Source organism: Rahnella sp. Larv3_ips (assembly GCF_003697865.1).
Taxonomy (GTDB): Bacteria; Pseudomonadota; Gammaproteobacteria; order Enterobacterales; family Enterobacteriaceae; genus Rahnella; species Rahnella rivi.
On record NZ_MJIB01000011.1, the window covers coordinates 179715 to 193808 of the forward strand.

14 protein-coding genes and 1 tRNA gene are annotated in these 14094 nt (G+C 54.8%); 5 read left to right on the forward strand and 10 right to left on the reverse strand.

Features of this window, described 5'->3' with window-relative positions:
• Window positions 1-48: 48 nt before the first annotated feature.
• Window positions 49-678, forward strand: coding sequence for a glycerol-3-phosphate 1-O-acyltransferase PlsY (gene plsY, locus ED901_RS15715; RefSeq protein WP_122096473.1), 630 nt, complete (start codon window positions 49-51; stop codon window positions 676-678).
• A gap of 95 nt (window positions 679-773) precedes the next feature.
• On the opposite strand, the gene tsaD is transcribed toward plsY, so the two are convergent.
• Window positions 774-1787, reverse strand: a complete 1014-nt coding sequence (gene tsaD, locus ED901_RS15720; RefSeq protein ID WP_122096474.1) for a tRNA (adenosine(37)-N6)-threonylcarbamoyltransferase complex transferase subunit TsaD — start codon at window positions 1785-1787, stop codon at window positions 774-776.
• Window positions 1788-2131: 344 nt separating this feature from the next.
• Between tsaD and rpsU the strand changes: the two genes are divergently transcribed.
• The 3 genes from rpsU (at window position 2132) to rpoD (ending at window position 6260) form a co-directional block, all read left to right on the forward strand.
• Window positions 2132-2347 carry a 30S ribosomal protein S21 gene (gene rpsU / locus ED901_RS15725; RefSeq protein WP_001144069.1) on the forward strand — a complete coding sequence of 72 codons (216 nt, stop codon included), beginning with the start codon at window positions 2132-2134 and terminating at the stop codon, window positions 2345-2347.
• Window positions 2348-2481: 134 nt separating this feature from the next.
• A complete protein-coding gene (gene dnaG, locus ED901_RS15730; protein WP_056773016.1) occupies window positions 2482-4230 on the forward strand; it encodes a DNA primase in 1749 nt (582 codons plus the stop codon).
• 191 nt (window positions 4231-4421) lie between these two features.
• Window positions 4422-6260 carry an RNA polymerase sigma factor RpoD gene (gene rpoD / locus ED901_RS15735; protein WP_056773019.1) on the forward strand — a complete coding sequence of 613 codons (1839 nt, stop codon included), beginning with the start codon at window positions 4422-4424 and terminating at the stop codon, window positions 6258-6260.
• An 82-nt stretch (window positions 6261-6342) separates the two neighbouring features.
• On the opposite strand, the gene mug is transcribed toward rpoD, so the two are convergent.
• Entirely contained in the window at window positions 6343-6840 is a 498-nt protein-coding gene (gene mug, locus ED901_RS15740) for a G/U mismatch-specific DNA glycosylase (protein WP_056773022.1), read from the reverse strand.
• A gap of 142 nt (window positions 6841-6982) precedes the next feature.
• Between mug and ED901_RS15745 the strand changes: the two genes are divergently transcribed.
• Window positions 6983-7059: transfer RNA gene (locus tag ED901_RS15745), tRNA-Ile, on the forward strand.
• 188 nt (window positions 7060-7247) lie between these two features.
• Here ED901_RS15745 and ED901_RS15750 read toward each other — a convergent pair.
• From ED901_RS15750 to ED901_RS15785, 8 genes are all read right to left on the reverse strand, one after another.
• Window positions 7248-7469: a DNA-binding transcriptional regulator gene (locus ED901_RS15750; protein ID WP_072158112.1), complete on the reverse strand. Its 222-nt coding sequence runs from the start codon at window positions 7467-7469 to the stop codon at window positions 7248-7250.
• 317 nt (window positions 7470-7786) lie between these two features.
• Window positions 7787-8947, reverse strand: a complete 1161-nt coding sequence (locus ED901_RS15755; protein ID WP_122096475.1) for a phage late control D family protein — start codon at window positions 8945-8947, stop codon at window positions 7787-7789.
• Window positions 8944-9414, reverse strand: coding sequence for a phage tail protein (locus ED901_RS15760; protein WP_122096476.1), 471 nt, complete (start codon window positions 9412-9414; stop codon window positions 8944-8946). Before ED901_RS15760 ends, ED901_RS15755 begins: the two co-directional genes overlap by 4 nt.
• Before the next feature lie 12 nt (window positions 9415-9426).
• A complete protein-coding gene (locus tag ED901_RS15765; protein WP_122096477.1) occupies window positions 9427-11919 on the reverse strand; it encodes a phage tail tape measure protein in 2493 nt (830 codons plus the stop codon).
• Complete coding sequence (locus ED901_RS15770) at window positions 11912-12031, reverse strand: GpE family phage tail protein (RefSeq protein ID WP_056773047.1); 120 nt, start codon at window positions 12029-12031, stop codon at window positions 11912-11914. The genes ED901_RS15765 and ED901_RS15770 overlap by 8 nt, the downstream gene beginning before the upstream one ends.
• 32 nt (window positions 12032-12063) lie before the next feature.
• Window positions 12064-12345 (reverse strand): phage tail assembly protein, encoded by a 282-nt coding sequence (locus tag ED901_RS15775; RefSeq protein ID WP_122096478.1) that lies wholly within the window; start codon window positions 12343-12345, stop codon window positions 12064-12066.
• A 58-nt stretch (window positions 12346-12403) separates the two neighbouring features.
• Window positions 12404-12913: a phage major tail tube protein gene (locus ED901_RS15780; RefSeq protein WP_122096479.1), complete on the reverse strand. Its 510-nt coding sequence runs from the start codon at window positions 12911-12913 to the stop codon at window positions 12404-12406.
• Between the two features lie 14 nt (window positions 12914-12927).
• A partial coding sequence (locus tag ED901_RS15785; RefSeq protein WP_162997884.1) for a phage tail sheath protein occupies window positions 12928-14094 on the reverse strand: 1167 nt, incomplete at its 5' end.

Consider the following 14094-nt stretch of genomic DNA (forward strand, 5'->3'; position numbering starts at 1 on the left):
TCCATGGATGTTGCGATTAAAACGACCCTTATTAGACGGAACGGCTTTATGAGTGCTACCGCGCTTGGAATGATTATTTTCGCCTACCTTTGCGGCTCGATTTCCAGTGCGATTCTGGTCTGCCGGGTAGCCCGTTTGCCTGATCCACGCACCGCAGGATCCTGTAATCCCGGCGCGACAAATGTGTTGCGGCTGGGCGGACGCCTGGCTGCCGCTGCCGTCCTGATCTTCGACGTGCTCAAGGGTATGCTTCCCGTCTGGCTTGCCTACAGTTTCCACATTCCACCGATGTATCTTGGCCTGACGGCCATTGCGGCCTGCCTCGGTCACATTTACCCGGTCTTCTTCCGCTTTAAAGGTGGCAAGGGCGTGGCGACAGCCTTCGGTGCTATCGCCCCTATCGGCTGGGACCTGACCGGCCTGATGACCGGTACATGGCTGCTGACAGTGCTGCTGAGTGGTTACTCGTCACTTGGCGCCATCGTGAGCGCGCTGATTGCACCATTTTATGTCTGGTGGTTTAAACCCGAATTCACCTTCCCGGTGGCCATGCTTTCATGTCTGATTCTGTTGCGCCATCACGACAATATTCAGCGCCTGTGGCGTGGTCAGGAAGGGAAAATCTGGGATAAGCTGAAAAAGAAACGTAAAGCGGCGAAAGACAATAAAGACGAATAACCCGCATTGCAGACATAAAAAAAACGACCTCATGTGGGTCGTTTTTTTATGGGTTTATACCCCTGTAACGCCTGAATTTGACAGCATCGGTTTGCTCAGACCGGCGGTAATTCAGCCAAAGGCCAGCGCGGGCGAACCGTTACGCCCAGGTCTGGCGTTGCACCGGTTTTCAACCGAACCATACCCGCATAGGCGATCATCGCGCCGTTATCGGTACAAAATTCAGGGCGGGCATAGAAAACTTCGCCACCGCGTTTGGTCATCATCTCGGCTAATTTTGCGCGCAGCGTACGGTTTGCACTGACACCACCGGCCATGACCAGCCGTTTAAAACCGGTCTGTTCCAGCGCGCGTTTACATTTAATCGCCAGCGTATCCACGACGGCATCTTCGAAAGCACGCGCGATATCCGCATGCGTTTGCGCATCGCTGTCATTGCCGCGAATGGTATTCGCCGCAAAAGTTTTCAGGCCCGAGAAGCTGAAATCCAGTCCGGGACGATCGGTCATCGGACGCGGGAACGTAAATCGCCCAGCCACGCCTTCGGACGCCATTTTCGACAAAAGCGGGCCGCCGGGATAATCCAGACCTAACAATTTTGCTGTTTTATCAAACGCTTCGCCTGCCGCATCATCAATGGATTCGCCCAGCAAGGTGTATTCACCGATCCCTGTGACGCTGATTAACTGCGTATGACCGCCAGACACCAGCAGCGCAACGAACGGAAAGTCAGGGGGATTATCTTCCAGCATTGGCGCCAGCAGATGGCCTTCCATGTGATGGACGGGCACTGCGGGCACATTCCAGGCGAATGCCAGAGAGCGGCCAATGGTCGCCCCCACCAGCAACGCGCCGACCAGGCCAGGGCCTGCGGTATACGCGACACCATCAATATCCTGTGCGGTCAGCCCGGCTTCTTTGAGCGCAGCCTGAATCAGAGGTATTGTCTTACGGACGTGATCTCGCGAGGCCAGTTCTGGCACGACGCCGCCGTAATCTGCATGCAGTTTTACCTGACTATACAATTGGTTAGCTAACAAACCGGCTTCGCTGTCATAAACTGCAATTCCGGTTTCATCGCAGGACGTTTCAATACCCAGTACTCGCATCACTCTTTCCGTCATAGTTTCAGGCTAACTTGCGGCGCGCAGTTTAGCACACAAGCACCTGCGGGCGCTGCATCCGCGTGGTCATTCCCGCCAGTTACTTCCCCCCTCAGTATCAATCATCGTTACGGCCAATTAATGTCGAGCAATTTGGGTTGATTGGTATATAATCGGCGCCCGACGCAAAAGCGAGCGCACAATGTTGCAGAAGGGTTGCAGAAAGCACCCGTTTCAATTTGCCGTTATGCTTTACAAGGCGACGCGAATTGGAGTAAAATTCCGCACCATTTTGAAATGTGCTGGTACAACATCAGCAAACAAACCGATTTTATCGAGGTGAGAGGCACATGCCTGTAATTAAAGTACGTGAAAACGAGCCGTTCGACGTAGCTCTGCGTCGCTTCAAACGTTCCTGCGAAAAAGCAGGTGTATTAGCCGAAGTTCGTCGTCGTGAGTTCTATGAAAAACCGACTACTGAACGTAAACGCGCTAAAGCATCTGCAGTAAAACGCCACGCCAAGAAACTGGCTCGCGAAAACGCACGTCGCACTCGTCTGTATTAATCTTCGGGGGTAACCCCAATCGCGTGATTTGCAATATTAAGAACGCGCAGACTGCGTAGTAGCATACGAAGGCCGTGCTTTCCGAAAGGGATGCGCGGCTTGTTCTCGTTTATAGGCTAGTGAGTAAGGGGCTTATGGCTGGGAGAATTCCGCGCGTATTTATCAATGACTTGCTGGCCCGCATCGATATCGTCGATTTGATCGACGCCCGAGTAAAGCTCAAGAAACAGGGTAAAAACTATCACGCGTGCTGCCCTTTCCACCATGAGAAAACACCCTCATTTACCGTAAATGGCGATAAGCAGTTTTATCACTGTTTCGGCTGTGGTGCCCACGGCAATGCCGTCGATTTCCTGATGAACTATGACAGACTTGAGTTTGTCGAAAGCATTGAGGAACTGGCGACAATGCAAGGTTTGGAAGTGCCGTATGAAGCAGGCACGGGTCCAAGCCAGATGGAACGCCACCAGCGTCAAAGCCTCTACCAGTTGATGACCCCGCTCAGCGAGTTCTATCAACAGTCGCTTAAACAACCTGCAGGTGCACCCGCGAGGGAATATCTTGCCCAGCGTGGTTTAAGTGCAGACGTCATCCAACATTTTGCCATCGGTTTCGCCCCGCCGGGTTGGGACAACGCCTTAAAGCGTTTTGGTAAAAATGCCGATGACAAAGCATCACTGATTGACGCCGGTATGTTGGTCACCAATGACAACGGACGCAGCTATGATCGCTTCCGCGAACGGGTCATGTTCCCGATCCGCGATAAGCGTGGCCGCGTGATTGCATTTGGTGGCAGGGTTTTGGGTGACGGTACCCCGAAATACCTCAACTCACCGGAAACTGAAATTTTCCATAAAGGCCGCCAGCTCTATGGCCTTTATGAAGCGCAATTGAAACACCCGACTCCGACGCGTTTGCTGGTGGTTGAAGGGTATATGGACGTCGTGGCACTGGCGCAGTTCGGCATTGATTATGCCGTCGCATCACTGGGGACATCCACCACGGCCGACCATATTCAGCTGATGTTCCGCAGTACGGATACCGTCGTCTGCTGTTATGACGGTGACCGTGCAGGGCGCGAAGCCGCGTGGCGTGCGCTGGAAACAGCGTTGCCGTATCTCAATGATGGGCGTCAGCTGCGGTTTATGTTTTTACCCGACGGCGAAGATCCGGACACTCTGGTGCGCAAAGAAGGTAAAGACGCGTTCGAACAACGAATGGAACAGGCAATGCCGCTGTCCACATTCCTGTTTGATTCGCTGATGCCGCAGGTCGATTTGAGCAGCCCTGACGGGCGGACCAAATTGAGTATGCTGGCATTGCCGCTGATCCGTCAGGTACCCGGTGAAACATTGCGCATGTATTTGCGTCAGCAGTTAGGGAACAAGCTCGGCATTTTGGATGACAGTCAGCTCGAAAAGCTGATGCCCAAACAGGCCGAGAATGGCAATAGCTATCAGGCGCCCCAGCTAAAACGCACAACCATGCGTATACTTATAGGGTTACTGGTACAAAATCCACAACTGGCTACACTTATACCCTCGCTGCAAGGTTTGGAACAAGCGAAGCAACCTGGACTGGATTTGTTCAGCGAGTTAGTCAGCACTTGCTTAGCCCAACCGGGGCTGACAACCGGCCAGTTACTGGAACTTTATCGCGACAATAAGTTCTACCAACAGCTTGAAACTCTGGCGACATGGAACCACATGATCGTAGAGGACATGGTCGAAGAAGAATTTCGTGCCACGCTCGCCAGCCTGTATGACTCAATTTTAGAGCAACGGCTTGAAACCTTGATAGCAAAAGCCAGGACGCACGGCCTGAGCCCGGAGGAACGCACAGAAGTCAGTTCCCTGAATCAGGTATTAGCGAGAAAGAACTAAAAATTAGAACATATCGGTAGCGCGTGAGGCGCTATCTCAGAACACGGCTTAAGTGCCGATTAAAAGCGGGGCATGGCCCTGCGCAGAGCCGCCCTGGTGGGCCGCGGCACAATAAACGCCCCTAACGTTATTGTTGGCGATATCACCCGACCGACACGAACCCAAATACTCTGAAGTGTGGATACCGTCTTATGGAGCAAAACCCGCAGTCACAGCTTAAGCTACTTGTCACCCGTGGTAAGGAGCAAGGCTATCTGACCTTTGCTGAGGTCAATGACCATCTGCCGGAAGATATCGTCGACTCCGATCAGATCGAAGACATCATCCAGATGATTAACGACATGGGCATCCAGGTTCTTGAAGAAGCGCCGGACGCCGATGATTTGATGCTGGCCGAAAACCGCCCTGATACCGATGAAGATGCTGCAGAAGCCGCGGCACAGGTACTTTCAAGCGTTGAATCCGAAATTGGTCGTACTACCGATCCTGTGCGTATGTACATGCGCGAAATGGGTACCGTTGAACTTCTGACCCGTGAAGGCGAAATCGACATCGCCAAACGTATCGAAGACGGTATCAATCAGGTGCAGTGCTCCGTTGCTGAATACCCTGAAGCTATCACCTATTTGTTAGAACAATATGACCGTGTGGAAGCAGGTGAAGCTCGTCTGTCTGATCTGATCACCGGTTTTGTTGATCCTAACGCTGAAGAAGAAATCGCGCCGACCGCCACTCACGTGGGTTCTGAACTGACCACCGAAGAGCAGAACGACAACGACGACGATGAAGAAGATGACGACGATGCTGAAGACGACAACAGCATCGATCCTGAACTGGCGCGCCAGAAGTTCACCGATCTGCGTGAACAACACGAAGCGACCCGTGCCGTTATCAAGAAAAATGGCCGTAACCACAAAAGCGCTGCTGAAGAAATTCTGAAGCTGTCCGATGTGTTTAAACAGTTCCGTCTGGTGCCTAAACAGTTCGATTTCCTGGTCAACAGCATGCGTTCCATGATGGATCGCGTCCGTACTCAGGAACGTCTGATCATGAAGGTGTGCGTTGAACAGTGCAAAATGCCGAAGAAAAACTTCGTCAATCTGTTCGCCGGTAACGAAACCAGCGATACCTGGTTTGATGCGGCTCTGGCAATGGGTAAACCATGGTCTGAGAAGCTGAAAGAAGTCACCGAAGACGTGCAGCGCGGCCTGATGAAACTGCGTCAGATCGAAGAAGAAACAGGCCTGACGATTGAACAGGTCAAAGACATTAACCGTCGTATGTCGATCGGCGAAGCGAAAGCCCGTCGCGCCAAGAAAGAGATGGTTGAAGCAAACTTACGTCTGGTTATTTCTATCGCGAAGAAATATACCAACCGTGGTCTGCAGTTCCTTGATCTGATTCAGGAAGGTAACATCGGCCTGATGAAAGCCGTTGATAAGTTTGAATATCGCCGTGGTTATAAGTTCTCAACTTATGCGACCTGGTGGATCCGTCAGGCTATCACCCGCTCCATCGCCGACCAGGCGCGTACCATCCGTATCCCGGTGCATATGATTGAGACGATCAACAAACTCAACCGTATCTCCCGCCAGATGCTGCAAGAGATGGGCCGTGAGCCGACGCCGGAAGAGCTGGCTGAACGTATGCTGATGCCGGAAGACAAAATCCGCAAAGTGCTGAAAATTGCGAAAGAGCCAATTTCCATGGAAACGCCAATCGGCGACGATGAAGATTCGCATCTGGGTGATTTCATCGAGGACACCACCCTCGAGCTGCCACTGGATTCTGCCACGTCTGAAAGCCTGCGTTCTGCAACGCACGACGTACTGGCTGGCCTGACCGCACGTGAAGCGAAAGTTCTGCGTATGCGTTTCGGTATCGATATGAACACTGACCACACGCTTGAAGAAGTGGGCAAACAGTTCGACGTAACCCGTGAGCGTATCCGTCAGATCGAAGCGAAAGCGTTGCGTAAACTGCGCCACCCAAGCCGCTCTGAAGTGCTGCGCAGCTTCCTGGACGACTAGTCGTCCCCAGGCTGACAGCCATTAAAAAGCCCCGCCCTTCTCTGGAAGTGGCGGGGCTTTTTTATTCTGTCTATCTGACGTCTCAGGCGTTCAGTGCGTCATACAATTCTTTGTAAGACGCGACCAGGCTGTCGAGTGTCGCACGATTCAGCCCGCTGGGATTAGGCAGCACCCAGACCTCTGTGTCACCGATTTTCAGAGCCTGACGCCCCCAGTTCACCTTGCTGATACCAAAGGCTTTACTGAAAGCCTGCTTGCCCAGCACCGCCAGCGCCCGCGGCTGATAGCGTTCAATCTTCTCTGTCAGTGCCGCCCCGCCTTCCCGCAGCTCATCGCGCACCAGTTCAGTCGCTTCCACTGTAGGGCGCTCTACCAGCATGGTGATACCACAACCGGTATCCAGCAGATGCTGCTCTTCTTCAGGTTTAAGAAGACGCTCAGTAAACCCGGCCTGATGGATAACTTTCCAGAACCGGTTATTGGCATTAGCAAAATGATAACCGTGGTGCGCCGTCGACAGACCAGGATTGATACCGCAAAAAACCACGGTCAGATCCTTATCAATAATATCAGTAATCATAATCTTGCCCTGAAACGTATTTACAGTGATTATCGATAAAATAGTTAACGATCACAATATGCTGCAACTGCGCACAAAACGCGCATACACACCGAACACATATAGACCTCTGAGCAAAGTTTACCGTATAATCCCGCACCTCGGCCCTTTAGCTCAGTTGGTTAGAGCACGCGACTCATAATCGCTTGGTCGCTGGTTCAAGTCCAGCAAGGGCCACCAAATTTTAGCTTTAGAATCATATAATTAAGCCACTTCTCGCGAAGTGGCTTTTTTGTTTCCATTTTTCAGTGGCGATGAAATGGCGATGCATTTTCACGGGTGGCGATTCTCTTAACCGGTTCCTCCTTTCCTTTTTAGCAAAAATGTAAAAAAAACCCACTTTCGCGGGCTTCTGTTGAAATGTGTTTTCAGTGCATCTGGAAGGACTGCTGCTGATGTTTATCTGGATGCAGTTGAACAGCGTGAACCGTTCCTGGCTCAACAATGATATCTGCGATCGACTCGTGGGTTTTAAACGTGCAACTGCAATTAATATTCTGACACTGGTGATAACGCTCTTTGGTATTAGTGCTGAGGTAGCGGCTTGAACGGGCGTGGGCAGCGTGCTGACATTTGGGGCAGTGCATCATAGTAATCACCATTAAATCATTTTGAATCAGATGTAATCATTGTATGTGATTGCTTTAAACATACATCTGGGATTACAGTGTTTTACATAACAGGGATAATTACCCACGGTGGATGAGATGACAAATCAGGACGATATACAAAGTGCGATTCGTGAAGCTAACGAAAGAGAACGCTATATCTGGCGTCGTGCGCGTTGGTTTATGAAGGCAGTATGGGTTTGCCTTCTTATATACCTACTCTTCCCTATAGTAATTAGGTTATTTTATTGTTTCTGATTATTTTTTTGAAACTAATAAAGAAACTTTGTATTCATCATTCACAATCTATCGCCCCCGCTCGCCTCATAATTCACATCCGACAACAACACCTCCAGATTCAGCGTCGTTACAAACCCACTATTGCCCAGGCTGTGTGTCACCTTGCTGATAATCCACGGCTGCGCGTCGATCACGGATTTAAAACCGGACACCGCCACCGGCGTTTCAGGGAATAAATCAGCACGCCCGCGAGCCAGGGAGATCGAGAACTCTGCGACACCGCGCTGGAGTTTGTCCCATTTCGCCTGCGCTGCCCGCATGGCGGCCTTTTGCGTGGCGTAGATGGTGGTCAGGACAAACACGTTTTCATCACTCCCCGCCAGGTAATCACCTTCTTTGGCCTCCGGCGGTTTCGCCACCTTTGCGCTGACCTTTTTCGCATTGGGGTGCTGCACGCTGCTCAGAGATTGTGATTTCTTTTTCCGCTGCACCTTCACCTTTTTAGGCTTCGGGTCTTTGGTGTGAAGCCAGCTTGCCGACACGCCGGTATAAGCCCCGCGATCGGCAATGTTGAACGTGTGCCCGTCGCCGTCGCTGCGCACGATGGTCATCTGCGGGATAGGCTTACCGCTGGCGGTCTTTGCCGCCCCAGGCTTGATGAACAGCAAACTGCCCGCCTTGATGGCGACAACCGCGCCGTTCAGCTCGGCCAGGCGGGTAATAAATTTCGCGTCGGTTTCCTGGGTCTGGTCGATGTGCGACACCTTCACGTCCCTGAAGGGCTCAGCCACCGCGGGCTTGAGGTTATTGCGCGCCGCCACGGCGGACACCACGGCCTCCAGCGTCGTGTCGTGGTAAGAGTTATCACGGCGAGAATTCAGGCTGCCGCGATAGTCTGCGCTGCGGGCGCGAATGGTCAGCGTGTCCGGGACGCCCCGGTGTTCCACTTCATCCACGGTAAAATCGCCCTTGTTCGTCAGCGCCTTCCCCTTCCAGCCGAGCGCGATGTTTATCACGGCACCGCGCGGCGGCATCTCCAGCTGGCCGTCGGTGTCGCTCAGCTCGATGTCGAGCTGGTCAGCCTCAAAGCCCCGGTTATCCGTGAGCGTCAGCGAAATCAGCCGGTTGCTCACATCCTGGGTGATGTCCTTCCCGGCCACGGTCACGGAGAAGTCCGGCGCAAACTGCGCACCGGCTCCGATGGTCATGTCCGTAATCACAGCAGGCCTCCCAGCTTATCGGCTAAGCCACCGGCCTGATCCAGCAGTCCGTCGGCCTGGGCTTTCATGTCGCCGAACATCGCCGCCAGTGATTCATCAACGCGGGTGAGCGTCAGCGTGAACTCTATCTTTCGCGGCGCGCCGTTAGAGAAAAATTCCGTGTGGGTTTCGCTGACGCTGTTTACCACGAACATCCCGTAAATGCTGCCGCTGCCCTCCAGCAGAGGCCACGCCTTACCTTCATCGGCCATCAGGTTCAGTGCCAACAACGACAACTTGCCGCCGGTGATTTCCGGCATCAGCACGCCGGTCAGGGTGATTTTTTCCTCATTCACGCCGAGGAACTGCGGCAGCGGGCGCAGGCCGACGCGGTTATTCACCGGCCAGCGGTAATCAACGTCGCGCTGCAAACTCTGATAGGGGACGGTCTGCAACTGAAAAACAAACAGTCCGAGCGTTAACATCATGCGGATATCTCCTTAATCGTGATCCATGCGGGAACGTTGTTGCGCGGCGCGTGCGCGGTCACGGGCTTCCAGCTCGGCGCGGATTTGGCGGCTGTTATCCTGCCCACCCAAACCGGCACCGGCGGCAATCTGATAATGGTGCGTACTCCTGTCGACATAGCTGCGCCCGCCGCCTGCTGACATGGGGGCATAGCTGCCACCCATGAAAACATCCGCCGGAGGCGCAAAGGGATTAGGATTACCCAGGGGATTATTTTCAACAGGCGCATTCCCGCCGTACGATGAACGACCGTCGGCTTTTGCGGCGTTTTTATCAATGTCCGCCGATTCATCTTTAATGATGCCGAGCTTTTCCAAAAGCCAGTCCACGCCCTGACGCAGCTTATTGAATGCCTTCAACGGTGCGTTCAGCGCATCGGCGATGGCCTGCCCGAACCTCACGCCGACGTCCTTACAGTTATTCAGCGTTTCCTGCGTGGATTTCACTGGCTCGATCAGGTCTTTGAACCACTGCCAAACCATTTTCAGCTTTTCGCCTAACCAGTCAAAGACCGGTTTTAGCGGCGCAAAGAGTTGTGCAATGGGCGCAAAGGCAATGCCTAAGCCTTCCACCACACCGGCAAAGAAGGCGCTGATCGGCTCCCAATACTTACGAATAAGCAACGCTGCGGCGACGATAGCAACACCGACGGCAACCACCGGCCAGGTTATCGCGCCGATGGCGGCAACAATGGCACTGCCCGCGATACTGAACCCCGCACTCAAAAATCCTGCACCCGCGATCAGCGCGTTGATACCGGTCATCACCGGCCAGACCACCAACCCGACGGCACCCAGCACGGCAACCAGCCCCGCAACACCCCCGGCGACAGTCACCAGGTTTGCCGCAAGCTTAGGGTTAGCGCTTACCCAAACGTTGAGCTTATCCAGCCAAGCGGTAGCGGTTTGCGTGAGCTTGCGCAACTGACCATCCATTTCTTTAAACGCGGTAAAGCGCAGCCGGGCAAAGCTGCCTTGCAGACGCGCAACGTCGCCGGTTAAATTATCCCGCAGCGTATCGCCCACTTTCTCAGCCGCGCCGCTAACATCCCCGAGACGATCCTTAGTTCCCGCCAGCGCGCCGAGAAATGCGGGGATTTGGTCGATAGATAAATCTTCAATCGGCGTCCCAAACAGCGCGATGGCCGCATTTGCCCGCGCCGCCGGGTCTTTGATGGATAACAACCCTTTGGCCGTTTTTTGCATCGCCGTCCGCGCCCCGGCGCCGCCTTTGGCTATTGCCCGCGACATTTTTCCGGCATTCAGCCCGATTTCCTCATAAGCCGACACGCTGGCTTTTGACATATCAGAGCCGCGAATGCTGAACTCTTTAATCGCATCGCCGGTTTTATCAAGGGCGAACTTCCCCTGTTTCGACATATCGATCAGCAGTGACATCGCCTCAGCACCGCTAAATCCGAGGTTGCGAAAGTGCGTGGAATACTCGTGCAGGATTTCCGGCATCTCTCCGCGCATTTGTGCAGAGACGCGCTGCATCCCGGCGGTGATCAGATCCAGCGCCTCGTCACTGCTGCCCGCAAGCCCGTTTTTCATCATGATGGCGGCTATCTGGATGCTTTCAGCGGTTTCACCGCCAAAGGCCGTTTGCATATCCAGCGCCTTACGGGTGATGCGCTCCAACTCTGCGGAGCCTACATCCCCCATGGTGCCAAGGGTGCTGCGAACCGCAGACACGGCTTCGGTGATTTTTTCAATATCTTCACTGACGCCCGAACTGTTAATGCGCTGAATAACCTGGGTGTAATCGCCACCCTTCGCAGAGTTTTCACCCTGACGCGCGGCAATCAGCGCGCCGCTGCGCTGGCTTTGAACTTCGGGTGCCATCAACCGACTACCGGCATACAGGGCAGCCGTTCCCACGCCAAGCGCCGCCGCGCCGCCGTTGCGTACGCCTGCCGCCGCCGCCCTGCCGCGCTCATAACGGGCGCTGACCGCGTTCAGCCTGGCCTGCTGCGCGCTGACGCGTGCCAGAGATTCCCGCTGCTGGTTGAGCTGGGCGGTGGTTTGGCTGATGGAGGCTTTCAGTCGGCGCTCAGACTCGGACAGGTTGCGCGTGCTGATCCCGGCCTCGGACAGTTCGGCACGCTGACGCTGCACCGACTGCCGCAGGCCGTTGAATTTGGTCTGCAACTCTGAGGCGGTGCGCTTCGCTGACTCCATGGCCTGCGTCTGCGCACGGGTCGGGTTCGCGGTGTTCCTGAACTGGATCGCCAGCGCCGCCGCCTCGGCTTTGGCCTCTTTCAGCTTCTGGCTGGTGACGGCCATCTGGGCGCTGGATTTCCTGAATCCCTCAATCTTCCCGGCCTGGGCGTTCAGGTCTTTGAGGGTGGCCTGCGAGCCGAGGATATCGTTAGACAGGGATTTGCTGGCATTTTGAACGGCTTTAAACGGGCGGGTCGCCTGGTCAACCGCCTTTAACAGCACCTCTAATTTTAAATTACTCACTGTCGGCTCCGCTGCGCTGCATGGCCTTATGACGCCACACCAGCAGCTCGGTCAGGGTCATGGGGTACATTTCTGACGGCGGCCAGTGAAAAATCACCGCGACGTCCGCCATCAGATCGTCCACTTGCAGGTGTGGGGGTATTTTTACAGTTCCGATTTCGGCGACAAAAAACCGATCACCTTGCCCGCCAGTGCAATCAGGTCGGGCAGATTGAGGGTTTTGCATTCCTGCGTGGTCAGATTCGGGAAGGTGATGCGCGGCAGAATGACGGTCAGCGCGTCAACGTCGGCGTTCGCCAGGGAGGCGAGGCCAATCCCGCGCAGGTGTCCGGCGTTCGGCTTGATGATTTCAACCTGGCTGATTTCAGTCTCGCCGCGCTTGATCGGTTCTTCCAGGGTAACGATGTTTTCATTGTGTTCTGACATAGCGGTGTCTCTCATTCAAAAGGAAAAGTGAGCGCCGCCGGGCGGCGCTGGTTAAGGATTACAGGCCGATGTTTTTACGGTGCTGCGCCACGCGGTCAACGCCGCCGACGATCTCCACCATGTTCACGGTATCGACTTCAATCATGTCTTTGCCGTCGATCGTGAGCTTGAAATAGGTGCACTGGGTGGTGACTTTGGTTTCCGTGTCTTCACCCTGTTTGTACTCGCCAAAATCCATTTCTTTATGGCGTCCGCGCATGGTGACTTCCACGGCGGAGGTTTCGCCGGTGTCGTCACGCTGGAAGGAACCGGCGAAGCGCAGCGGCACGGCATCGACCGCGCCCCACTGCTTAAGCACCAATTCATCCAGGCCGCCCACCGTCCATTCAAAGGTCAGCGCGTCGTCGTCCAGGCCGAAATCAATGGAAGCTGAACCGGTCATGCCGCCGCCGCGATAGTTCTCCAGCTTGCGGGTGAGTTTCGGCAGCGTCAGCGCGCTGACCAGGCCGAGGTAGCTGTTCCCGTCGTTAAACAGGTTCAGGTATTTCAGTTTTTTAGGCAGTGCCATTTTTTAAGCGCCTCTTAGCTGTTAACGGACGTGGCGAACGTCGCCAGGTACTGATCGGTGATGCGCTGACGCAGGGTTAAATCTTCCAGCGGCGGCACCGGCGTATAGTCGTAATCAATGAACAGCTTGCCCGCTTTCAGCGTTTCGACGGTATTCGCCTCGGGGTCATACCAGCAGTTACCGTCAATGATCAGACCGGCGGTCTTCATCTCGCGCAGTTTGGCGTTGATGCCCGCAATCATGTCTTTGATAAGCGTCGGGGTAACGGGTTTATCCACCGCCCACAGATGCCCCTCCGCCATGGTGTCCGCCAGCACCTGCGCGGTGCGGGTGTAGTTCTCAAACAGGAAAAGCGGATCGTCAGAGCAGGTGCGCTGCCCCCAGAACTTAAAGCCGTCTTTGCGGATAAGCGTGGTGACGCACGCCTGGTTCAGCAGATCGGCGTCGGTGCCGGTGGTCTGTAAATCCCAGTAGACGCTGGCAGACAGGCCGGTGACGCCGTTGATGCCGACGTTTGACAGGGTTTTATGCCAGCCGGTTTCGGCGTCGATTTTGGCACGCAGGCCGAGGGCATAGGCGGTGGCGGGCGCGATGTCGCTGGCGTTCGTGGTGGTGTTCCAGGCGACGAAATCCGGCCAGACAACCATCAGCTCACGCTGGCTGAAATTCTCCCGGTACTTGATGGCATCTGACACGGTTTTGCAGCCGTAGGCGCTGACGTAGCCAAAGGCGCGCAGTTGCTGACAGACGGCACCGAGCGCCGTTGCGACGTCCAGATTATCCAGCCCCGGCACGCCGAGGATGCGCGGCTTCACGCCGAGTTCGGTTTGGGCAGACAGCAGGGCTTTCATGCCGGTATACATGCCGGTGGCGTCGGTGCCGCCGATGATGTTCGAGGTGGTTTCCGCCTCGGTGTCACCTTCTGCCACGCGCACGACAACGACAACGGGTTTAGCCTGGTTGGCGATTGCCATCAATGAGGCGCGGAGTGTACCGGTTTTACCGGCCTTGCCTGCGGCGGTCAGTACGTTGGTGATAAGCACCGGCGTATCGAGCGGGAACGCGTCGGCGTCCGCATCATCGCTGGTGCAGACCATCCCGATGATGGCGGTGGAAACGGTGGAGATAACGCGGGTGCCGTCATTGATTTCAACAACGCGCACACCGTGATGATAATCAGC

Bases quoted from the DNA above. Each gene is read 5' to 3' on its own strand.
- plsY (WP_122096473.1), top strand. From the start codon at position 49: ATGAGTGCTACCGCGCTTGGAATGATTATTTTCGCCTACCTTTGCGGC.
- tsaD (WP_122096474.1), bottom strand. From the start codon at position 1,787: ATGCGAGTACTGGGTATTGAAACGTCCTGCGATGAAACCGGAATTGCA.
- rpsU (WP_001144069.1), top strand. From the start codon at position 2,132: ATGCCTGTAATTAAAGTACGTGAAAACGAGCCGTTCGACGTAGCTCTG.
- dnaG (WP_056773016.1), top strand. From the start codon at position 2,482: ATGGCTGGGAGAATTCCGCGCGTATTTATCAATGACTTGCTGGCCCGC.
- rpoD (WP_056773019.1), top strand. From the start codon at position 4,422: ATGGAGCAAAACCCGCAGTCACAGCTTAAGCTACTTGTCACCCGTGGT.
- mug (WP_056773022.1), bottom strand. From the start codon at position 6,840: ATGATTACTGATATTATTGATAAGGATCTGACCGTGGTTTTTTGCGGT.
- ED901_RS15750 (WP_072158112.1), bottom strand. From the start codon at position 7,469: ATGATGCACTGCCCCAAATGTCAGCACGCTGCCCACGCCCGTTCAAGC.
- ED901_RS15760 (WP_122096476.1), bottom strand. From the start codon at position 9,414: ATGATGTTAACGCTCGGACTGTTTGTTTTTCAGTTGCAGACCGTCCCC.
- ED901_RS15770 (WP_056773047.1), bottom strand. From the start codon at position 12,031: ATGGCGGACGTCGCGGTGATTTTTCACTGGCCGCCGTCAGAAATGTAC.
- ED901_RS15775 (WP_122096478.1), bottom strand. From the start codon at position 12,345: ATGTCAGAACACAATGAAAACATCGTTACCCTGGAAGAACCGATCAAG.
- ED901_RS15780 (WP_122096479.1), bottom strand. From the start codon at position 12,913: ATGGCACTGCCTAAAAAACTGAAATACCTGAACCTGTTTAACGACGGG.